This is a genomic window from Skermanella aerolata KACC 11604 (assembly GCF_000936425.1).
GTDB lineage: Bacteria > Pseudomonadota > Alphaproteobacteria > Azospirillales > Azospirillaceae > Skermanella > Skermanella aerolata.
The window spans coordinates 158,836-178,660 of sequence record NZ_AVFK01000001.1 but is presented as its reverse complement, the minus strand read 5'-3'; the positions used below and the strand labels follow the sequence as shown (position 1 = coordinate 178,660).

The window sequence follows — 19,825 nt, the reverse complement described above, 5'->3', positions numbered from 1 at the left end:
AAGCGGCAGGGGCGGAACGCCAGTATCGATAAGTCGTAGAGGACCGAAAACATGGCCGAAACGCAAGGCCCCGACGTGAAGTTTCCTGATCCGGTCGAGTTAAGCCGGGCGATGGCCCGGATCGCCGAGCACAGCCAGCACCTGGTGACAGAATTCCTCGCGCGGCAGGCCAGCGACGGCCACGCCAATGCTTCGGCCGACCCGCTGCATATCGGCAATGCCTTTCTCGAGATGACGACGCGGATCATGGCCGATCCGGTCAAGCTCGTACAGGCTCAGATGTCGCTCTGGTACGACTACATGACGCTGTGGCAGCGGACGACCCAGCGCCTGATGGGGCAGGAAGCCGAGCCGGTGATCATCCCCTCCAAGGAAGACCGCCGCTTCAAGGACAGCGCCTGGGACGAGAACACGGTCTTCGACTTCATCAAGCAATCCTACCTGCTGACCGCCCGCTTCCTTCAGGCGAGCGTGCGCGAAGTCGACGGGATGGACGACAAGTCGGCGATGAAGGTGGACTTCTACACCCGGCAGTTCGTCGACGCGATGGCGCCGAGCAACTTCGTGATGACCAACCCTGAGGTGCTGCGCGCCACCATGGAGTCGGGCGGCGAGAACCTTGTCAGGGGGCTGGAGCACCTGCTGGACGACCTGGAGCGTGGTAAGGGCCAGCTCAGCATCCGGATGACCGATTACGACGCCTTCCAGGTCGGCAAGAACATCGCGTCGACGCCCGGCAAGGTCGTCTTCCAGAACGACCTGATGCAGCTGATCCAGTACTCCCCGACGACCGGGCAGGTGCTGCGCCGGCCGCTGATGATCGTGCCGCCATGGATCAACAAGTACTACATCCTCGATCTGCGGCCGAAGAACTCCTTCATCAAGTGGGCGGTCGACCAGGGCATCACCGTCTTCATGGTGTCGTGGGTCAATCCGGACGAGGAACTGTCGGCCAAGAGCTTCGAGGACTACATGGCGGAAGGGACGCTGGCGGCCCTGGACCAGATCCAGCTCGCCACCGGCCAGCCGGAAGTCAACGCGATAGGCTACTGCCTGGGCGGTACGCTGCTCGCCTCGACGCTGGCCTATATGGCGGCCAAGGGCGACGAGCGGATCACCAGCGCCACCTTCTTCACGACGATGACCGACTTCTCCGAAGCCGGCGAATTGTCTGTGTTCATCGACGAAGAGCAGTTGCAGATGCTCGAAGAGAAGATGAACGAGAAGGGCTACCTGGACGGCAGCACCATGGCGGCCAGCTTCAACATGCTGCGCGCCAACGACCTGATCTGGTCGTTCGTCGTCAACAACTACCTTCTGGGCAAGGATCCGTTCCCGTTCGACCTGCTGTACTGGAACTCGGATTCGACTCGCATGCCGGCGCGGATGCACAGCTTCTACCTGCGCAACATGTATCAGAAGAACCTTCTGGCCCAGCCCGGCGGCATCTCGCTGAAGGACCAGCCGATCGACCTCCGGCTGATCAAGACGCCCACATTCATGCTGTCCACCCGCGAGGACCATATCGCGCCGTGGAAATCGACCTACGCGGCGACGCAGATCTTCAACGGGCCGGTCAAGTTCGTGCTCTCGGCGTCAGGCCACATCGCCGGCGTGGTCAATCCTCCCGCCGCCGACAAATACTGCTATTGGACCAACACCAAGCTGCCCAAAACCCCCGACGCGTGGCTGGAAGCCGCCAAGCAGTCGCCGGGCTCCTGGTGGCCGGAGTGGTTCAAGTGGCTTCAAAAACACGGCGGCGGCAAGGTCGAGGCCCGCATTCCCGGTACCGGCGGCCTGCCGGTAATCGAGGATGCACCGGGTTCGTATGTGGCGGTCCGCATCACCTAACGGAGCGGTTCGGTCCTCCGTGCCGAGAATTTCGCCTTTGCCGGCGGTGTTATACAAGTTGCCTTTGAGATTGACCGGTGAGTTCCGGCAAAGATGTCGGGCTGAAGAGGCCCGACCTACGCCAGCGTATTTTTGTAGGTCGGGCCTCTTCAGCCCGACATCTAACGCTCCAGACCGATCGAACTCTTCGGCCTTTTGGTACTACCAGATGTTCACCTGGCCGCCTGCGCAGCGATAGTTGAAGGATTGGCGGTCGAGCGTCACCGTTCCCTCGGAGGCGTCACCGGAAAAGACGAGCGAGCCCGGTCCGTAGCGCTCTATCAATCCGTTGCCGACCGTCTGCTGGCATGAACTGAGTTGTACGACCGGCGGCGGTACCGGAGCGGGATAGACGGGATAAGGCGGATAATAGACGACCGGAGGCGGAACGTAGAGCCGGATTTGGGGGCCGCGATAGCGCGGCGGTCCATACCAGCGCGGACCGTACCAATCGCGGCGGCCCCAGTAGCGGTCATGGCCGTGGTAGCGGTCGTCCCAATGGAAATCACCGCGGCCTCCATAACGGTGACCCCCGTCACGGTAATCCCCAGCCGCCGCCTGCCCTGTCGTAGCGCCGAGGATGACGAGGGCGCCGAACGCGGCGCCGGCCACCATCGCCGGGAACTTCGTCTTCATGGCTTTCCGATCTCCGAAGAACGGGCCCTAACGGCCCGCCTGCCAGCCCGCCTGCCCTTAGAGATCAGGATGCTGTCTCCCGATGGCAATACCGTCCCCGAACGATATCGCCGTTCAGGCCTGAAACACGTAACTGCCCGGCGCCGGACCGAGGTCGGGACCGCCGGCGGGAGGAGCCACCGGTAGCGCGCTGGACTTGCCGGACAGCCACTTCGACCACTCCGGCCACCATGATCCGTCGATGCGCGGCGTCGCGGCCGCCCAGGCATCGGGATCGACGTAGCGGTCCTCCGGCTGGCGGGTCCCCACCTGATAGCTGCGTCCCCGATGCCCGGGTTCGCTGACGATGCCGGCGTTATGGCCGCCGGAAGTCAGCACGAAGGTCACTTCGGCATCGGCCGGGAGGTTGATCTTGTAGACCGACTTCCAGGGTGCGATGTGGTCGCGGGTCGTCCCAACGGCAAATATCGGAGCTCGGATGTCGCTCAGCGACACCGGCTTGCCGTCCACCATGAAGCGCCCGCCCATCAGCTTGTTTTCCAGGAACAGGCGCCGAAGATACTCGGAATGCATGCGATAGGGCATGCGGGTCTGGTCGGCGTTCCAGGCGGTCAGGTCGCTGGCGGGTTCGCGCCGTCCCTTGAGGTATTGCTCGACCTGCCGCGACCAGATCAGGTCGTTGGACCGGAGGAGCTGGAAGGCGCCGGACATCTGGCCGGTTTCCAGATAGCCCTTAACCCACATCATGTGTTCCATATAGGCCAGCTGGCTGTCGTCGATGAAGACCATCAGTTCGCCGGCTTCGGTGAAGTCGGTCTGAGCGGCCAGCAGGGTGACCGATGCCAGCCTGCCGTCGCCGTCGCGCGCCATGGCCGCCGCCGCGATCGACAGCAGGGTGCCGCCCAGGCAATAGCCGCAGGCATTGATCCTCCGCTCCGGCATGGCGGACGACATGGCGTCGAGCGCCGCCATGACGCCGTGCCGGCGGTAGTCGTCCATGCCGAGGTCGCGATCCTCCTCCGTCGGGTTGCGCCACGACACCATGAAGACCGTATGCCCCTGCGCCACCAGATAGCGGACCAGCGAGTTTTCCGGCGACAGGTCGAGTATGTAGTACTTCATGATCCAGGCCGGGACGATCAGCACCGGCTCAGCCTTCACCTCGGCGGTTGCGGGATCGTACCGGATCAGTTCGATCAGGTGGTTGCGGAAGACCACCCGACCCGGCGTAACCGCGATGTCGCGGCCGACGCGCCACGCTTCCGTCCCTACCGGCGCCTGTCCGCGCATCTGGTGCTGGACGTCCTCGATCAGGTTGCGGGCACCCCGCACCAGGTTCTCTCCAGCCTCCGCGACGGTGCAGGCCAGCACTTCCGGGTTGGTCGGCAGGAAGTTGGACGGTGCGCGGCGGTCAAGCCACTGCCGCGCCATGAACTTCACCTGGCTTTCATGCCGCCTGCTGAGACCTGGAATACCGGTCGTCGCCGCATCCCACCATTGCTGCGTCAGCAGAAAACCCTGAGCAAAGGAGTTGAAGGGCCAGAAATCCCACTGTCGCGCGGAAAAGCGATGGTCGCCCGGCTCCGGCCGGGCGACCGGAGCCGGGTGCCACCACATCGCGGCTTTTAGGAAATAATCGTTCCAGTTGAAAACACTGCTGAGCGCCTGCTGCGTAAGCGCCACCTGCTTGGCCGGCGACGAAGCCAGATGAAGGCCCCAGTCGATCCAGGCGGAGGCGACGGCGGCAGGAGATACCCCGCCGGTAACCTGAGCCATCATCGCGTTCAGCAGATGATCGACGACCTCCAGGTCCGTGGACAGTGCGCCCGCTCTGTCCGCATCGCCTGTGCTTGCGCCAGTCCCGGTCTTGTCCGCCACGTCGTTTGCCGTCAAGATAGTTCCCCTAAATGCCGGCATGGGGCGGTGACCCGACCGATCGTGGCTTTGCTCAACTCACCGGCCACCGGTTGACCCAATTGAGCGGTGGCTGCCCGCTGAAGACGCGAGCGATTTCCTCCGCCGCCTCCCGTTGAAGATCCGCCACCGATTGCTCGGAATACCAAGCCGTATGGTCGGTCACGACCACGCCGGGCACCGTCATCAGCAGATTGTCCGCCCCCGGCGGCTCCCGTTCGAAAACATCCAGTCCGGCCCCGAACAGCCGCCGCTCAGCCAGAGCCTCGACCAGAGCCGCCTCGTCCACCAGTCCGCCGCGCGCAGTATTGATCAGGATCGCGCTGGGCTTCATGAGACCAATCAGCGCACGGCTGATCAGGTGGCGGGTGGAGATGCTGAGACTGGCATGAAGGGATATCACGTCGGACTCAAGGCAGAGCCGCCCTAGCGGCGCCAGTTCGGCGCCGTCGGGCGCTTGTGTCAGGACAGGATCGTGGACCAGCGTCCGGGCGAACCCCAGGACCACGGCCTTGCGGTGGAACGCCGCCCCGATGCGGCCGTAGCCGACCAGCCCCAGGGTACCGCCGGCAAGCCTGTGCATCGGTTCGGCCCGGGCGACGTTCCAGCGGCCGGCGCGCACGTCGCGATCGCGCGCAGGGATACGTCGGGCGACAGCCAGCAGAAGACCGAGGGCATGGTTGCTGACCTCGTCGATGCCGAATTCGGGGACGTTGGCCACCGGAATGCCACGCGCCGTCGCCGCCTCGACGTCAATGTTGTCAAGGGCGACGCCGTAGCGCACGACGACGCGGCATTTCTCCATCGCGTCGAAGGCGGTCCGGTCCAGCGCGCATTCCCGGACCAGGACCGCGTCGGCCGGGCGAAGGGCGGCATGGATCAAGTCACGGTCGCCCCGGCAACTGCGCTCGACCAGCGTGGCGCCCAGGGGTTCCAGCACCCGGCGTTCCGCGTCGTAGCTGCCGAAACCGCCATCGAGGACGACGACCAGGGGCGCCGGTGAAGGCGCCATGATCCGACCTTCGGGATTGTCCATGCGGTCCCCTCCCCCTTTTCCCAGCGGTGCCTTCCCGGCACCTTCGCCTCCTCAGTTTGACGTCAAATCGGGCGGGCTTGCAGCATAAATTCGCCTTAGCCGAGCAGGCTTATCAGCAGCGGCGCCATGATCGCCGTCGCGATGCCGTTGAGGGCCATGGCGATCCCGGCGAAGGTCCCGGCGACCTCGTTGACCTGGAAGGCGCGAGCGGTGCCGATCCCGTGGGACGCGACACCGGCGGCGAAGCCGCGCGCACGCCAGTCGCCGACGCGGAGCAGGTTCATCAACGGCGTGACGGTCATGGCGCCGATGATGCCGGTGATGATGACCATGACGGCCGTCAACGAAGGAATGCCGCCGATCTTCTCCGCGATGCCCATGGCGATCGGCGTCGTGACCGACTTGGGCGCCAGCGACCGCATCGTTTCCAAGCTGACGCCAAACGCCAGGGCGATCGCAACAGCGGAAACGACCGCCGTCACGGACCCGGCCAGCAAAGCCGCCAGCATCGGCAGCGCCGCGCGCCGGACGGCGCCGAAGTTCTGGTGCAGCGGGACCGCCAGGGCGACGGTTGCCGGTCCCAGCAGGAAATGGACGAACTGAGCGCCGTCGAAATAGGTCTGGTATGTCGTTCCGGTCGCCTTGAGCAGCACGATCAAAAGCACCACCGCGATGGCGACGGGGTTGACCAGCGGACGGCGGCCCGAGCGCTCGAACAGCCACTGGCCGGCCAAAAAGGCCGCGAGGGTCGCGGTCAGCCAAAGCAGCGGCGTGGTGCTGAGATAGACCCAGACGTCCTCGATCACAGGCGGGATGGGGATCATGCGTCCTCCCGGTCGGCACCGCTCAGGCGGGACACCAGGCGGAACACGAAGACGGCGACCAGCATCGTCAGGACGGTGCTGCCGACCAAGGCTGCAAGGATGCCGACCCACTCGCCCCGGATACGGTCGAGATGCTGGACGATGCCGACACCCGCCGGTACGAACAGCAGCGACAGATTGGTCAGCAACCCGCGCGCGACATCTCGCAAGGCGCCGGGGACCTTCCCCCGCGCCAGCAACAGCGCGAACATCAGGATGGTGCCGATCACGGGTCCGGGAATCGGCAGCCCGAGCAGCCGGGCCACGAGTTCACCCGCGACCTGGCAGGCCAGAAGGGCCATCAAGGCGGCTATCATTTGACAGCGCTTCTCCGAAATTGAGCCGACGGATCGAGCTGACTGGGAAGTCAGCGTCCGAACAGCCCTTTCAATTGCTGTGCCGGATCGCTGGCGCCCTGGTTGGGGGGCTGATTGCCGCCGCCGCTCAGTCCTTCGATCAGACCCTTGACCGCATCTTTCGGCGTTTTCCCTTTCAAGGCTTCAAGTTGCTGACGGGCCGCGTCGGGATTGCGGATCAGCTCCTCCGCCAGTCCGGCCACGTCGGGAGCGAAGCTCGGGCTGGTCAGGCTGCCCCGGATCAGGACCGGGACGGTAAGTCCCTGGACATCCTGCTTGCCGCCCTGCCCCTCGATGGTCGCGGCCAGCCGCGGCTGAAGCCGGTAATCGATCGTCTTCGGCGGCAGCGACACCGTGCCGGCGCCGTCCAGGCGCAGCAGCGGCGCCAGAAGGCGCAGGTCGTTGTTCTGGACGACGCCGTTCTGGATCGTAAAGGTGCCGCCCAGTTCGGCGAAGTCGGTCTGCTGCGGCTCATTGCCGACGGCTTGCCCCTGGAAGGCCGCACCGACGTTGCGGACCATTGCGGCGAGATTGATGCCCTTGATGGCGCCATTGGTGAACGTTATGGACCCCTGCCCGTTCAGCGCCTCGACCAAGGCGCGCTGGCTCGCACCGGTAGCCTTGAGGGACGCCACGGCGCGGGCGGTTCCCGCCAGCTTGTCGAATTCCGCGAAACGGGTCAGCACCGGCTCCGCCTGCACGCCGTTGATCCGAAAATCGATGCCGACCGCCGGAACAGCCGCTGCGGCATCGGCGGTCACCTGACCGGAGATCGTACCGTCGAACAGGGCAGTTTCGCCCATCGTGGTCTTCAGCCTGCCGTCGTTCAGCAGCACGGCTATGTCGGACGCCCCGACATCGACGCCTTTGACGGTCAGCCCGGCGAGCGCCAGCTTGATGTCGGCATCGAGCTTGCGCAGTGCGGAGAGATCGATCGGTTCGGTGCTCCAGCCGTCTTGCTGCGGCTTGGGCGTAGCCGGCTGGGCTGGGGGCTGCTGAGCGCCTTGTGCCGGCTGTGCCCCGGCGCCACCCGGCTTGTTTAGGTACTGGTCCAGATGCAGGCGCGCCAGACTGAGTACGGCGTCTATCTTGGGACGCGGCCCGGCGAGCCCCAACCCGACATTGCCGGTGGCCTCGAGGTCGCCGGCCTTATAGGTGCCGCCGGTAAGATCCACCCGCTGGCCGTTCGCCTCCAGCCTTCCGGTCAGGGATGCGTTCTGGATCGGCAGCGCGCCTGGATCGGCGCCGGTTGCCCATGTCACCAGCTCGCGCAGCGCCGGCATGCCCAGGTCCAGGGCACCGCGGGCCCCCGGACCGCCCTGCCCGTTCGCCAGTTCCCCGTCGAACCTGACGGAGATCAGGTCCCCCGCGACGGCGGCGGCCAGCTTCGAAGCGCCGGTTTCGACCAGACCGCGAGGATTGTCGATGCGGCTGTCGATCGTGACGGGACGATCCCGGAAGACCAGCTTGCCCTTGATTTCCGCCGGCCGCTCCAGATCGGGAGCCAGCACCTCGACGTTGACGCGATCTGCTTCGTATGCGGCGCCGCTGCGCGCGTCGAAGTAGCTGACTTTGCCGTCGACAAGCTCGACCTCGCCGAAGCTGAGTTCGGGCAGGCTCCCGGCCTGCCGATCACCGGATTGGCCGGAGGGTTCCGACGGAGCCGGAGCAGGTTCGGCGGGAGCCTGTGCAGTCTGGTTTTCCAGCACCCAGTTGGGACGGCCCTGGGCATCAACCTCCAGCGCTATGTGCGGCTCCCGCAGGACCAGCTTGTCCAGTTCGACCTTGCCGCTCAGCAGCGGCAGGATCTTCAATTCGAGTTCCAGCTTTCCCAGCCGGGCCATTTCGGCCGACCGGGCGCCCGGCGGGCCGGCGAAGGATACCTGGTTCAGTTCGACCGCCAGCTTAGGCAGCAGCGACAGCGAAACCGGCCCTTCGATGCGGAAGGCGCGTCCCGTGCGTTCCGTTACTTCAGCTTCGATTCGACCCTTGTACTGTTCAACCGGAACAAGGAACGGAACGGCTATCGCGGCCCCGACCAAGACCACGACGACAACTGCGATGCCGATCAGGAACTTTCTCATCGAATATCTCCTTATGCTCGCAAGCCGCCCCCGGAAGGCTCAATTCATGATCGACCTAGACCAATGAACACCAGAGCGCTGGTTTACGGACCGCTTTCCGATCGCTATATCTGAACGGACATAGTTTGAACGGTCATAACCTGGACGTTCAGGGCGCTTTTCCAAAAATCCCGCCATGTGGAAACGTCATGCACCCTTACGACGGGACCTCCAAGGATGAAATTGCAGGCATCCATGATCTATCCTGCTAAGATACGAATCCAAGGATGGTCAAGCCCACGAAAAGGCGGGCCGCAATGCGGGGGAGAGGAAAACAGGACACCATGAGCAGCACAGCGACCGCTACTAATTCCGACTTGCCGAAACTCTCTCCCATCGTCGATCCATTCGGCCGCAGCGTCAGCTACCTGCGCGTTTCGGTGACGGACCGTTGCGACTTCCGCTGCGTCTACTGCATGGCGGAGGATATGACTTTCCTACCCAAGGCGGAAGTGCTGACGCTGGAGGAACTGGACCGCATCTGCAGCGCCTTCATCGGGCTCGGCGTCAGCAAGCTTCGCCTGACCGGCGGCGAGCCGCTGGTCCGCAAGGGCATCATGAACCTGATACGCTCGCTAGGCCGCCATCTGGACAGCGGCGCCTTGAAGGAGCTGACGCTGACCACCAACGGCAGCCAGCTCGAGCGCTACGCGACCGAGCTTTACGCCGCCGGGGTCCGGCGCATCAATGTCAGCATCGACACGCTCGACCCGCACAAGTTCGAGGCGATCACGCGCTGGGGCAAGCTCGACAAGGTGCTCGCCGGGTTGAAGGCGGCGCGCGAAGCGGGCCTTGCCGTCAAGATCAACTGCGTGGCGCTGAAGGGCGTCAACGACGACGAGTTCGACCGGCTGGTCGCCTGGTGCGGCGACGAGGGCTTCGACCTGACCTTCATCGAGGTCATGCCGATGGGCGACATCGGCGGTGAAACCCGGCTGGACCAGTACCTGCCACTGTCGCTGGTGCGATCCAGGCTGGCGGAGCGCTGGACGCTCAACGAGATCGACTACAACACAGGCGGTCCTGCCCGCTATGTCGAGGTCAAGGAAACCGGCCGCCGGATCGGCTTCATCACGCCGCTGACCCATAACTTCTGCGAAAGCTGCAACCGCGTCCGGCTGACTTGCACAGGTACGCTGTTCATGTGCCTGGGCCAGGAAGACGCGGCGGATCTCCGGACACCCGTGCGGATGAGCGACGACGACAGCTTGCTGATCGATCGCATCCATGAAGCGATCGGGCGCAAGCCGAAGGGCCACGACTTCATCATCGACCGCCGCAGCAAATCGGCCCCCGTTCCCAGGCACATGAGCGTTACCGGCGGCTGAGGAAACACCTCTGCCGGCGACGCGCTCCCGCAACGACAGACGAGCACCATGAGAGATATGCCGGTGGACCACCCCTTGGTTGCCTTCGTCGCTGCCGATACCAACGAAGCCCGGAACGCGCAGGTGCGGCTGGCGCATCGTTACGGCAATACGCCGCTCGACCGGGCGGAGGTGGTGGTCGCCCTGGGCGGCGACGGCTTCCTGCTGGAGACGCTGCACCGTACCCTGTCGCGCCCGGTCCCGGTCTATGGGATGAACCGCGGCTCGGTCGGGTTCCTGCTGAACGAGTTCAGCGAGGACGGGCTGCTCGACCGCGTCAACCGCGCCCAAAAGGTGACGCTCCATCCGCTTCGCATGTGCGCCACGCGCGTCGACGGGGAGCGGATAGAGGGCTTGGCGATCAACGAGGTTTCGCTTCTGCGGGAAACTCGGCAGGCCGCCAAGCTGCGCATCACGGTGGACGGCGTCGTCCGCCTGCCCGAACTGATCTGCGACGGATGCCTTGTCGCGACCCCCGCCGGCAGCACCGCCTACAACCTGTCCGCCCACGGCCCGATCCTGCCGCTGGGGTCAAGCATCATGGCGCTGACACCGATCAGCGCCTTCCGCCCCCGCCGCTGGCGCGGCGCGCTGCTGCCGCAATCAGCCTGCATCGTCTTCGAAGTTCTGGAAAGCGCCAAGCGGCCTGTCAGCGCGGTCGGCGATTTCACCGAAGTCCGCGACGTCGCCAGGGTCGAGATCCGGGAAGACCGCAGCGTTTCCCTGACGCTCCTGTTCGACCCGGAGCACAACCTTGAAGAACGCATCCTGAAGGAGCAGTTCGCACCTTAGGTTGGCTCGACGCTGGCTTATTTCCGGGGAAGGGCGAGCCTGCGCCGCTCCAGCCGCCGGTCCTGCCATTCGCAGGTCAGCAGATCGTCGAAGCGCCCGATAAAGGTCAGCCCCGCTTCCATTTCGTACTGCCAGCGGACCTCTCGCCCGTTGTCGCGCAGGACGCGGAACAGGGGGCCGTAGCTAGTCACCTCATGATTGTCATCGTCCATGCACACGACCTGGAACGGGCCTTCGCGCGCCAGTTCGGTCGTCGGCGCAGGTGCTTCGTCGTCGGCGGAGCTGCCCGTCATGGCGCAGGACGGCAACACAGCCATGAACAACGGCAGCAAGGCATAGAACGGGAAGCGGAAAGGCGTCGGCATCACGGAACCCGGAGCGGCATCGGAGCAAACCGCCCGTTTATCCGGTGAGCGGTACTGGGGCGCAATGGGGCATTGGTCGGATCGGCTGCCCTATTCGGCGGCATCCAGCTTCCCGGCATCGCGGGCATAGGTGGCGAGCCGGCCGATCAAGGCCGTCAAATGCGCCTGAAGACTGCCGAAACCGTCATGCTTCTCCAGCGTGTCCTCGTTCATGTAGAGGCCACGATGGATTTCCAGTTGCAGGCTGTGCAGCCCGCGCTTCGGATCGGAGTAGCGACGGACCAGTTCGACGCCCTTGTAGGGGTCGTTGAGCTTCACCCTATAGCCCAAGCTTTTCAGGAACCCAGCAACGTAGCGGGTGAAGTCGGGATCGCAAGTCGTGCCGTCGCGGTCGCCCAGGATGAAATCGGCACGGGCCGACGGGTCCCTGCCGAAAGTAGGCATGGAATGGCAGTTGAGGTGATAGACCGTCCCGAATTGGCCAAAGAGCCGGTCGATCGCGGTGCCGACCTGCTCATGATAGGGGCGGTAGTAGCGATCGATCCGCCACGCCACCTGGGCGACGCTCAGCCGCCCGTCGTACATCGGCATGCCGGGCCGGCACAGGCGGCGGACCAGCCCCATGCCGGCGAAGCTCTTCTCGCTTGGGTGGATCGGTTCGGGCCAGGGAGATGCCAGCAGTTCCGGCTCGATATCGTCGATGGCCCGGTTGACGTCGATATAGCTGCGCGGGAAAAGCGCGCTGATCACGGTGGCGCCATGCTCCGGTGCCATTGCGATCAGCTCGTCGACATGGGTGTCCTCCGCCTGCCGGAGTGCCCTGAACGGACAGACGAAGCCGAAGTCGCGCGGATAGACGTTGCCGCTATGCGGTGAATCGAGGACCAGAGGAACGGGCCGACCTTGCGGATCGTCACGGACCAGAACATCTTCGATCACAAAGCTCATAAGCACTCCGTCTGCCGGGAACGTTTCCTGCCGTTCCAGGCGGCTCCACTGCCGAATTTCAAAATTGTGACACGCTCCGGTATAGCCCGGCTATCCGGAACCGTCGATGGAAACTTATCGCAAGGTGCCCATGCACGAAGATGCGCCGTGTAACACACCCGACGCATATCTGCACCGTCCGGCACCGTACCGGTTTGTCCATGGCGGCGGAAAGCCTATAGTCCTGTAGGCGCCGCGTTCGGGCCAGCGAGCCAACACTTTGGGGAACGATACCCTTGACTGAAACCGCTTATCGGATCGAACTGAAGCCGCCGGATATAACCGCTTACAGATCCGGCAATACGGGGGTCGATTTCGTCACGACGTTCGACAGCGGTAAAGACGGTCCGCATGTACTGGTCAATGCCCTTACCCATGGCAACGAACTGTGCGGCGCCATCGCGCTCGACTTCCTGTTCCGCCACGGCGTCAGGCCGGTGCGTGGGCGGCTGACGCTGTGTTTCGCCAATGTTGCGGCCTATCGGTGCTTCGATCCGGCACGTCCTGGCGCATCCCGTTTCGTCGACGAGGACTTCAACCGGGTCTGGTCTCCGCAGGTGCTGGAAGGCCCCCGGAACTCGGTCGAACTGATCCGCGCCCGGACCTTGCGTCCGGTCTACGATACCGCCGACCTGCTGCTCGACCTGCACTCGATGCAGCACGCGACGCCGCCGCTGGTGCTGTGCGGCGTGACGGAGCGCGGGCGGCAACTGGCTCAAGCGGTCGGAGTGCCGGAATGGATCGTCAGCGACAGCGGCCATGCCTCCGGCCGCCGGCTGCTCGACTATGCGGGCTTCGCCGATCCCGCCGGGAGCAAGACCGCCCTTCTGGCCGAGTGCGGCCAGCATTGGGAGCGGGACGCGGCATCCGTGGCGATAGAGACAACTCTGCGGTTCCTGCTCGCAACCGGCACCGTCGATCCGGACTTCGCGGCCCCCCACCTGAAGCGGGAGCCGCGGCCGGAGCAGAAGGTGATCGAGATCACCGATGCGGTCACGATGAAGGGCTCCGATCTGGTCTATGAGGCCGACTATGTCGGCATGGAGATCATCAGCCGCAAGGGCACCCTGATCGCCCGGGACGACAGCAGCGAAATACGGACCCCTTATGACAACTGCGTGCTGATCATGCCGTCGCGCCGGCTGCGGCGCGGTCAGACGGCCGTCCGGCTGGGCCGTATCGTAAGCTGACCGTCCGATGAGCACACCTCCTGAAAAACCCTGGCGGGCTGCCGTCCGCCGGCTAAATCCCCCTATGCTGGCGTTTACCCTGCTGCTCGGCACCCTCGGCGGAGCCGTGTTCTCCTGGTTCCAGTTGCCGCTGGCCTGGATGATCGGGTCGATGGTGTTCTGCACAGCGGCCTCCATGAGCGGCCTGCCGATCCAGGTCCCCGGCGGTCTCCGTTCGGGCATGATCATGATCCTGGGCATCATGCTGGGAAGCGCCTTCACGCCGCATATCGCCGACCGTCTCGGCGAATGGGCGATCAGTCTGGCCGGTCTCGCCTTCTACATCGTCCTGTCTGCGGCGCTCGGGATCGTTTTTCTCCGCAAGGTCGCACGCTACGATCCGGTCACCGCGTTCTTCACGGCCACTCCCGGCGGGTTGAACGAGATGGTGCTGGTCGGATCAGCCATGGGCGGCGACGACAGGACGATTTCGGTCGCGCACAGCGCCCGCGTGATGCTGGTGGTCATGACCGTCCCTGTCTTCTTCCAGATGTTCCAGGGTTACGACCCCGCAAGCCGGGGCCCTCTGGGGCCGGCCCTGGCAGACGTGCCCCCGATCGATCTGGCCCTGCTGGCCTCCTGTGCGCTGGGAGCCGTCGTCGGCCGCTGGCTGCGCCTGCCCGCCTATATGCTGCTGGGGCCGATGCTGGTCAGCGCAGCCATCCACCTGGGCGGACTGACGACCGGCAAGCCGCCCGGCATCCTGATCGCGGCCGCCCAGGTCGTCGTGGGAGCGGCCCTCGGCAGCCGTTTCTCCGGTGTCCGCGTCAGCCGCATCGCTCATACCCTGGCGATCGCTTCGGCCCTGACGGCGATGCTGCTGGTCGTCACGATGGCGTTTTCGCTGGTCCTTCACTGGATCACCGGGATTCCCCTGCCGGCCCTGGTGCTGGCGTTCTCCCCCGGCGGCCTCGCGGAGATGAGCCTCGTGGCGCTGGCGCTGGGCGTGGATGCGGCGTTCGTCTCGACCCACCACATCGTCCGCATCGTCCTGATCGTTTCGCTGGTGCCCCTTACCTTCCGTGCCTTCCGGAAATTCGAGCAGCGCCGCCATCCGAAAGGCGACTGACCGTCCGAAAGCCAACTGACCGCGCGGCGCCGGCGAACCATCGGGGCTGAACAAGCGTTACAGTCGCATGACCAGCAACATAGCCGCTCCCCACCTTGAAGGCCGTCCGCGGCTTACCGGACCGAGCCCCGACGGCGCCCCGGCCATCAATGGCCGCGGCAAAGCGGAGCGGGTCGCCATTGTCGGGCTGTTCAGCCTTGGGGTGCTGTATACTCTATTTCTGGCGAGAGACCTGCTGTTGCCGATCTTCCTGGCGCTGCTGCTCAGCCTTCTGCTTCGCCCCGTCGTCAAGGGCCTGCGCCGCCTACACGTCCCGGAGTCGTTGAGCGCCGCCGTCCTGGTGGTGCTTCTGCTATTGGGCCTTGCAGGCGCCGCCTTCAGCTTGACCGAACCGGCGACGGTCTGGATCAAGCGGGCTCCCGTTGTTATGAACCAGTTGGAGTTGAAGCTGGGCGACCTGCGGGAGTCGGTGGAGAGCGCCCGCAGGGCTTCCCACCAGATCGAGCAGATGGCGGCCGCCGCCGACGACGAGGCTCAGGCTGTCGTGGTGCGCGGCCCCAGTCTGGCGGAACAGGCGCTGACCCAGACGCAGGTGATCCTGGCGCAGTTGTTCGTCGTTCTGGTGCTGCTGTTCTTCTTCCTGGCCCGTGGCCGCAGCATGCTGGAGCAGCTGATGGGCACGATGACCAACCTGGAAGACCGCATCCACTATGCGACCATTGCCGGCACTGTGCAGAAGAACATCGCGGCCTATCTGGCCACCGTCACCCTGATCAACACCGCCCTGGGCCTCGTCACCGCCGGGCTGATGACGGCTTTCGGCATGCCTAACCCGGGCCTATGGGGCGTCCTGGCCGGTCTGCTGAACTTCATCCCGTATCTTGGCGCCGCGGCCAGCCTGACCATCATCGCGCTCGTCTCGGCCCTGACCTTCGACGGCCTGCTTCAGATCGTCCTGCCGCCGCTGTCCTTCCTGGCGGTGACCGCGATCGAGGGCAACATCGTCACTCCCATGATCGTTGGCCACAGGCTGACGCTGAACCCGATCGCCGTGTTCCTGACGATCCTGTTCTGGGGATGGCTCTGGGGCATTCCCGGTGCGCTGATGGCGGTGCCGATCCTGGCGGTGTTCAAGATCCTGTGCGACGCCCACAAGCCGCTGCATTCCCTAGGCGCCTTGCTCGGGGGCTGAAGTCTGCTGCTCCCTCCCAGCTACAGGTCGACGCCGTTTCCGGGTGCCAGAGGCACCCCGGGCGGCATCGGCTGTCCAGGCTTTTCAAGCGGATCGGCCCGGCGCACGATGATGTCGCCGTTCTCCTTGATCTCCGGCAGATTGTAGCGTGGAAGTTCTTCCACCATCCGCTGGAGTCCGAGCATAAGCTTGGTCAATCCCTCCAGGGTCAGCTCGGTCCCGCTGGGCTCACGGCGGTCGGGAGCCTCGGAAGATTGGGCGACCGCAGGGGAAGATGCCAGTAACGCGCAGACGCCGAGCGCCGCGATGCCTATACGCATGATTTCAACCTCCCCGCCGGTTTGCTGATGGGACCTATATTGCGCCATCAGCATACCCCGCCGGGCCCGGCGGCGTCAGGTCCAATCTGGCCGGTCCAGCCAGCCGGTCTAGCTGGTCAGCTCTTCCAGGGTCTGCCGGACCACCTGGACGATCGCCGCTCCGAATACCGAGGTATCGATGCCGAGCGCGCTGCCGACCACGGTCAGTTCGATTTCCGTCGTCGGAGCGTAGCGGGCGATCTCCTGCACGGCGGAACTCGGCATTATGCTTTCGCGGTCGATGTTGTGGGCAGCTGCGGCCTGAGCCCGCCAGTGGTTGAGCGCCGCAACGATAGCACTCTGGATCTGCGCGGTTTCCTCCCGCTTGCGAAGCTCTTCGAACATCACCAGGATGTGCCACGCGTCGCCGGCATATGTGGTTTCGATCCTGGCGACATCGACGGTACGCAGGAATTCCCCCAGCGCCAGTTCGTCCTCATGCACGGCGGCATCACGAATCTTGAACGTGCGGATCTCGCTGCTCATAGCATTCCCTTGTTACGGTTTGCCCTGGGTCCGGGCTTGGAAACGCCGACAGACCCAACACCGCACAAGGATTAACCCGATTAGGAAAAGTTCGCCACAAAAGATATTGGGACGGCCGGCGGCATCGGCTTAAAAAGCGGCCTGACCGGCGTCCGCTACTCCCTTGAGGATCGAGCATCCGCAATAGGGACACTGGACCGACGCGATAAGCTCCCGAGCCTGATCGTCCGAAAGGCTGATGCCGAGCCTGCGCTCGACTTCCGCCACCATGTCGCGGTGGACCTTGTTGGCGGCGCCGCAGCTGTCCTCGATAACGCCGGTGTAATCCTCGGCCGGATCGAAACGAAACGCCGATGCCGGTCTGGCGAGGCTAAGGACTGCCAGCCCGAGCAGGGAGCCACCCGCCAGCTTCAGGACATCCCGCCTGCTACGATCCTCATGCATCGCTAGTTCCCCGCTCCATCGTGTCCGCACCTAGCATTACGCCCGCGACAGCCGGTGGTCAACGTCATCCAAACTTCTGGGCGCTCACCACCAGCAGTGGCGGGCGGCGGCTTTCGTCGGTCAATGCCGGACGTTCAGCCAGGAATTCGGGCTGCGCTTCCGGTTCCAGGACGCGGCGGATCGTCAGACCGTTGTCCGTCAAGGTATTGAGATAGGTCGCGACTGTGCGGTGGTACTTCCGCACGTTATCGACGAACCAAGTGTAGTGCCGTTCGGATTCCTCATGATAACGGTCCACCGGCCAGTGAAGCCGTTTGCCGGCACTGTCGACCACCCAGCCCTGGAGGAGCGATGTGAAGATCGGATGCTCGATCGAGAACAGGAAGCTGCCGCCGGCGGTAAGCGACTCCGCCATCACCGCGACGACGCCGGCATAGTCGTCGATGTAGTGAAGCGCCATGCTGCTGACGATGAGGTCGAATCGACCCGGCATCGGTTCGATATCCTGCATGGCCGTCACCGCATACAGGATCGCGGGATCGTCGCTCGCTTGCCGGGCCGCCTCGATCATCCGGTCGGATATGTCGACGGCAAGCACGTCGGCCGCTCCCATCTTGCGGACATAGCGCGCCACGTGACCGAAGCCACACCCGAGATCGAGCACCCGCTTGCCCTTGAGACCGGGCATCAGCGAACGGATCGCGGGCTCTTCCATCACCTTGTTCAAGCCGGTTTCGCTCCACCGCAGCTTGCTATAACCTTCAAAGAACAAGGCATCGTTGTAGATGTTCTGGTCTGGCATCCAAAAGCTCCGGACCGGCTGCCCCGTCCCTCGATTGGAACTGTCGGGCAACCTGTCACTTAGTACGCTTTTGAATGACATGGACCGGGTTTAGATGTCTATCCGGCAACGGTGCGGCAATTTATCTGTAACCTAAGGGTGCCAGCATCTTCGATCGGGCCTTCTACCGCGCTTTGACCGTATGATCGTCCCGCAAACGTTGCGCCAGTTCCGGCGTGACCTGACCGTCGACGGGCAGATCGGCTTCCCGCTGGTACTGACGGATGGCATCGCGGGTACGGGAGCCGATGCGGCCATCCACGGCTCCGACATAGAAGCCGCGCATGGTCAGGCCTTCCTGAACCTCGGTTTCGGGCGTCGGCGTCGCCGGCCGTGAGCGCGCAAACACCTTGGGAAGGTGGAAGCTGACATGGTCGAGCAGTTCCTGGCTGGGGCAACCGGTGACGGGCAGCCTGGCTGCCCGCTGATAATTCCGGATCGCCTCCGACGTCTTCGGTCCGAAACGGCCGTCGATTCCACCGGGGTCGAAGCCGTTTACGGCCAGTTCGCGCTGTATCCCCTCCACCATGGGGGTTTGGGTCGTCGCACAGGCGGCCCATGCCGGACCACCCGCCGTAAGTGCCAGCAACATCGCGCCGGCACACAAGCCCATACCCTTCATTCGAGACACCTCATTTCCGGTTGGCATACCGTCATGCCGCTTCGCTGTCCCCCTGCCCCTTGATCCGCTGGGCCAGGGCGGCAGCCAGGAACTCGTCGATATCGCCATCCAGCACGGCACCGCTCTGGCTGGTTTCGACACCGGTCCGAAGATCCTTGACCATCTGGTAGGGCTGCAACACGTAGGATCGAATTTGGTGCCCCCATCCGATATCCGACTTGGTGGCCTCCAAAGCCGCCGCCGCGTCCTCGCGCTTCTTCAGCTCCGCCTCATACAAACGGGCGCGGAGCATGTCGAAGGCCTTGGCCCGGTTCTTGTGCTGCGACCGCTCCTGCTGGCACTGCACCACGATATTGGTCGGAATATGCGTGATGCGGACCGCGGAGTCGGTCTTGTTGATGTGCTGACCGCCGGCACCGGACGCCCGGTAGGTGTCGATGCGAAGGTCCTTGTCCAGCACCTCGATCGCGATCTTATCGTCGATCACCGGGCTGACTGCCACGCTGGCGAAGCTGGTATGGCGACGCGCCTGACTGTCATAGGGGCTGATGCGGACAAGACGATGCACGCCGGCCTCCGTCTTCAGCCAGCCATAGGCGTTGTGGCCCTTGATCTGGACCGTGGCGGACTTGATCCCGGCTTCTTCGCCGGCGCTCTCTTCGAGCCACTCGGTCTTGTAGCCGTGGGCCTCCGCCCAGCGCAGATACATCCGCAGCAGCATCTCGGCCCAATCCTGGGCCTCGGTGCCGCCGGCACCGGCGTTGACTTCGACATAGCAGTCGTTGGCGTCGGCCTCACCGGACAACAGGCTTTCCAGTTCCAGCTTGGCAGCCTTGTCCTTCAGCGCCAGCAGGGTGTTCTCGGCGTCCTTGACGACGGTGTCGTCGCCTTCGGCCTCGCCCATCTCGATCAGCTCGATGCTGTCGCTCAGCTCGCGTTCGAGCGCGCGGTAGCCGTTGACGGAAGTATCCAGATGGGTGCGCTCGCGCATCACCGTCTGCGCGCGTTCACTATCGTTCCAAAGGTTGGGATCTTCGGAAATGGCGTTCAGTTCGTCGAGGCGCCTGACTGCATTTTCCCAGTCAAAGGTGCCTCCTCAGCAGCGCCAGCGACTCTCGGATCGCTTCAGCGGCTGCTTCGATCTCGGCTCGCATGGCGGGCCTCCTCGTCGCTAAGTTTCAGGGATGTCGGTTCGATGACGCTTACTTAGACCCTGCCGGTCCTGACGCCAAGACCCAATCGCTGGCGCCGGCC

At 64.4% G+C, this 19,825-nt stretch carries 20 protein-coding genes; 6 read left to right on the top strand and 14 right to left on the bottom strand.

The window, feature by feature from the left end; all coding sequences use genetic code 11:
- Positions 1 to 51 precede the first annotated feature (51 nt).
- A complete protein-coding gene (locus N826_RS00790) occupies positions 52 to 1,851 on the top strand; it encodes a PHA/PHB synthase family protein (RefSeq protein ID WP_044425421.1) in 1,800 nt (599 codons plus the stop codon).
- 201 nt (positions 1,852 to 2,052) lie between these two features.
- Here N826_RS00790 and N826_RS00785 read toward each other — a convergent pair whose 3' ends face one another.
- The 6 genes from N826_RS00785 to N826_RS00760 form a co-directional block, all read right to left on the bottom strand.
- Positions 2,053 to 2,526 carry a hypothetical protein gene (locus N826_RS00785; RefSeq protein ID WP_044425420.1) on the bottom strand — a complete coding sequence of 158 codons (474 nt, stop codon included), beginning with the start codon at positions 2,524 to 2,526 and terminating at the stop codon, positions 2,053 to 2,055.
- A gap of 114 nt (positions 2,527 to 2,640) precedes the next feature.
- Positions 2,641 to 4,419: a PHA/PHB synthase family protein gene (locus N826_RS00780; RefSeq protein WP_044425419.1), complete on the bottom strand. Its 1,779-nt coding sequence runs from the start codon at positions 4,417 to 4,419 to the stop codon at positions 2,641 to 2,643.
- A 55-nt stretch (positions 4,420 to 4,474) separates the two neighbouring features.
- Positions 4,475 to 5,476 carry a C-terminal binding protein gene (locus tag N826_RS00775; RefSeq protein ID WP_244619400.1) on the bottom strand — a complete coding sequence of 334 codons (1,002 nt, stop codon included), beginning with the start codon at positions 5,474 to 5,476 and terminating at the stop codon, positions 4,475 to 4,477.
- Between the two features lie 95 nt (positions 5,477 to 5,571).
- On the bottom strand, positions 5,572 to 6,300 hold the full coding sequence (locus N826_RS00770) for an LrgB family protein (RefSeq protein ID WP_044425418.1): 729 nt from the start codon (positions 6,298 to 6,300) through the stop codon (positions 5,572 to 5,574).
- Entirely contained in the window at positions 6,297 to 6,656 is a 360-nt protein-coding gene (locus N826_RS00765) for a CidA/LrgA family protein (protein WP_044425417.1), read from the bottom strand. The genes N826_RS00770 and N826_RS00765 overlap by 4 nt, the downstream gene beginning before the upstream one ends.
- A 50-nt stretch (positions 6,657 to 6,706) precedes the next feature.
- Positions 6,707 to 8,779 (bottom strand): AsmA family protein, encoded by a 2,073-nt coding sequence (locus N826_RS00760; RefSeq protein WP_044425416.1) that lies wholly within the window; start codon positions 8,777 to 8,779, stop codon positions 6,707 to 6,709.
- 323 nt (positions 8,780 to 9,102) lie between these two features.
- Between N826_RS00760 and moaA the strand changes: the two genes are divergently transcribed.
- The gene (moaA, locus tag N826_RS00755; protein WP_084720386.1) at positions 9,103 to 10,146 is read left to right on the top strand and encodes a GTP 3',8-cyclase MoaA; all 1,044 of its coding nucleotides are present in this window, start codon (positions 9,103 to 9,105) and stop codon (positions 10,144 to 10,146) included.
- Between the two features lie 48 nt (positions 10,147 to 10,194).
- Positions 10,195 to 10,977 (top strand): NAD kinase, encoded by a 783-nt coding sequence (locus N826_RS00750; RefSeq protein ID WP_186818056.1) that lies wholly within the window; start codon positions 10,195 to 10,197, stop codon positions 10,975 to 10,977.
- Positions 10,978 to 10,994: 17 nt separating this feature from the next.
- On the opposite strand, the gene N826_RS00745 is transcribed toward N826_RS00750, so the two are convergent.
- Positions 10,995 to 11,342, bottom strand: coding sequence for a hypothetical protein (locus tag N826_RS00745; RefSeq protein ID WP_044425414.1), 348 nt, complete (start codon positions 11,340 to 11,342; stop codon positions 10,995 to 10,997).
- Between the two features lie 90 nt (positions 11,343 to 11,432).
- Positions 11,433 to 12,290, bottom strand: a complete 858-nt coding sequence (locus N826_RS00740) for an N-formylglutamate amidohydrolase (RefSeq protein ID WP_044425413.1) — start codon at positions 12,288 to 12,290, stop codon at positions 11,433 to 11,435.
- A 275-nt stretch (positions 12,291 to 12,565) separates the two neighbouring features.
- Here N826_RS00740 and N826_RS00735 point away from each other — a divergent pair, with 275 nt between their 5' ends.
- The 3 genes from N826_RS00735 to N826_RS00725 all read left to right on the top strand — a co-directional run bounded on the left by N826_RS00735 (position 12,566) and on the right by N826_RS00725 (position 15,819).
- The gene (locus N826_RS00735) at positions 12,566 to 13,519 is read left to right on the top strand and encodes a M14 family metallopeptidase (RefSeq protein ID WP_211099185.1); all 954 of its coding nucleotides are present in this window, start codon (positions 12,566 to 12,568) and stop codon (positions 13,517 to 13,519) included.
- A gap of 7 nt (positions 13,520 to 13,526) precedes the next feature.
- The gene (locus N826_RS00730; RefSeq protein ID WP_084720385.1) at positions 13,527 to 14,627 is read left to right on the top strand and encodes an AbrB family transcriptional regulator; all 1,101 of its coding nucleotides are present in this window, start codon (positions 13,527 to 13,529) and stop codon (positions 14,625 to 14,627) included.
- 67 nt (positions 14,628 to 14,694) lie between these two features.
- Positions 14,695 to 15,819 carry an AI-2E family transporter gene (locus N826_RS00725; RefSeq protein WP_052830725.1) on the top strand — a complete coding sequence of 375 codons (1,125 nt, stop codon included), beginning with the start codon at positions 14,695 to 14,697 and terminating at the stop codon, positions 15,817 to 15,819.
- Between the two features lie 20 nt (positions 15,820 to 15,839).
- Here N826_RS00725 and N826_RS00720 read toward each other — a convergent pair whose 3' ends face one another.
- The 6 genes from N826_RS00720 to prfB all read right to left on the bottom strand — a co-directional run bounded on the left by N826_RS00720 (position 15,840) and on the right by prfB (position 19,725).
- On the bottom strand, positions 15,840 to 16,139 hold the full coding sequence (locus N826_RS00720) for a hypothetical protein (RefSeq protein WP_044425410.1): 300 nt from the start codon (positions 16,137 to 16,139) through the stop codon (positions 15,840 to 15,842).
- A 108-nt stretch (positions 16,140 to 16,247) separates the two neighbouring features.
- Positions 16,248 to 16,664 carry an HRDC domain-containing protein gene (locus tag N826_RS00715; protein WP_044425409.1) on the bottom strand — a complete coding sequence of 139 codons (417 nt, stop codon included), beginning with the start codon at positions 16,662 to 16,664 and terminating at the stop codon, positions 16,248 to 16,250.
- Between the two features lie 129 nt (positions 16,665 to 16,793).
- The gene (locus N826_RS00710) at positions 16,794 to 17,108 is read right to left on the bottom strand and encodes a hypothetical protein (protein ID WP_044425408.1); all 315 of its coding nucleotides are present in this window, start codon (positions 17,106 to 17,108) and stop codon (positions 16,794 to 16,796) included.
- Between the two features lie 64 nt (positions 17,109 to 17,172).
- Positions 17,173 to 17,910, bottom strand: coding sequence for a class I SAM-dependent methyltransferase (locus N826_RS00705; RefSeq protein ID WP_044425407.1), 738 nt, complete (start codon positions 17,908 to 17,910; stop codon positions 17,173 to 17,175).
- A gap of 163 nt (positions 17,911 to 18,073) precedes the next feature.
- Entirely contained in the window at positions 18,074 to 18,571 is a 498-nt protein-coding gene (locus tag N826_RS45145) for a peptidoglycan-binding domain-containing protein (RefSeq protein WP_244619401.1), read from the bottom strand.
- A 31-nt stretch (positions 18,572 to 18,602) separates the two neighbouring features.
- Positions 18,603 to 19,725 (bottom strand): peptide chain release factor 2 gene (gene prfB, locus N826_RS00695; protein WP_147040066.1). Its coding sequence is split into 2 segments (ribosomal slippage): positions 18,603 to 19,655 and positions 19,657 to 19,725, totalling 1,122 coding nucleotides; the frame shifts between segments, so codons are not numbered across the junction.
- Between the last annotated feature and the right edge of the window lie 100 nt (positions 19,726 to 19,825).

What these genes read in the sequence shown, in the direction of transcription:
- N826_RS00790 (WP_044425421.1), top strand. Translation starts at nt 52, where the DNA reads ATGGCCGAAACGCAAGGCCCCGACGTGAAGTTTCCTGATCCGGTCGAG.
- N826_RS00785 (WP_044425420.1), bottom strand. Translation starts at nt 2,526, where the DNA reads ATGAAGACGAAGTTCCCGGCGATGGTGGCCGGCGCCGCGTTCGGCGCC.
- N826_RS00775 (WP_244619400.1), bottom strand. Translation starts at nt 5,476, where the DNA reads ATGGACAATCCCGAAGGTCGGATCATGGCGCCTTCACCGGCGCCCCTG.
- N826_RS00770 (WP_044425418.1), bottom strand. Translation starts at nt 6,300, where the DNA reads ATGATCCCCATCCCGCCTGTGATCGAGGACGTCTGGGTCTATCTCAGC.
- N826_RS00765 (WP_044425417.1), bottom strand. Translation starts at nt 6,656, where the DNA reads ATGATAGCCGCCTTGATGGCCCTTCTGGCCTGCCAGGTCGCGGGTGAA.
- N826_RS00760 (WP_044425416.1), bottom strand. Translation starts at nt 8,779, where the DNA reads ATGAGAAAGTTCCTGATCGGCATCGCAGTTGTCGTCGTGGTCTTGGTC.
- moaA (WP_084720386.1), top strand. Translation starts at nt 9,103, where the DNA reads ATGAGCAGCACAGCGACCGCTACTAATTCCGACTTGCCGAAACTCTCT.
- N826_RS00750 (WP_186818056.1), top strand. Translation starts at nt 10,195, where the DNA reads ATGAGAGATATGCCGGTGGACCACCCCTTGGTTGCCTTCGTCGCTGCC.
- N826_RS00745 (WP_044425414.1), bottom strand. Translation starts at nt 11,342, where the DNA reads ATGCCGACGCCTTTCCGCTTCCCGTTCTATGCCTTGCTGCCGTTGTTC.
- N826_RS00740 (WP_044425413.1), bottom strand. Translation starts at nt 12,290, where the DNA reads ATGAGCTTTGTGATCGAAGATGTTCTGGTCCGTGACGATCCGCAAGGT.
- N826_RS00730 (WP_084720385.1), top strand. Translation starts at nt 13,527, where the DNA reads ATGAGCACACCTCCTGAAAAACCCTGGCGGGCTGCCGTCCGCCGGCTA.
- N826_RS00725 (WP_052830725.1), top strand. Translation starts at nt 14,695, where the DNA reads ATGACCAGCAACATAGCCGCTCCCCACCTTGAAGGCCGTCCGCGGCTT.
- N826_RS00720 (WP_044425410.1), bottom strand. Translation starts at nt 16,139, where the DNA reads ATGCGTATAGGCATCGCGGCGCTCGGCGTCTGCGCGTTACTGGCATCT.
- N826_RS00715 (WP_044425409.1), bottom strand. Translation starts at nt 16,664, where the DNA reads ATGAGCAGCGAGATCCGCACGTTCAAGATTCGTGATGCCGCCGTGCAT.
- N826_RS00710 (WP_044425408.1), bottom strand. Translation starts at nt 17,108, where the DNA reads ATGCATGAGGATCGTAGCAGGCGGGATGTCCTGAAGCTGGCGGGTGGC.
- N826_RS00705 (WP_044425407.1), bottom strand. Translation starts at nt 17,910, where the DNA reads ATGCCAGACCAGAACATCTACAACGATGCCTTGTTCTTTGAAGGTTAT.
- N826_RS45145 (WP_244619401.1), bottom strand. Translation starts at nt 18,571, where the DNA reads ATGAAGGGTATGGGCTTGTGTGCCGGCGCGATGTTGCTGGCACTTACG.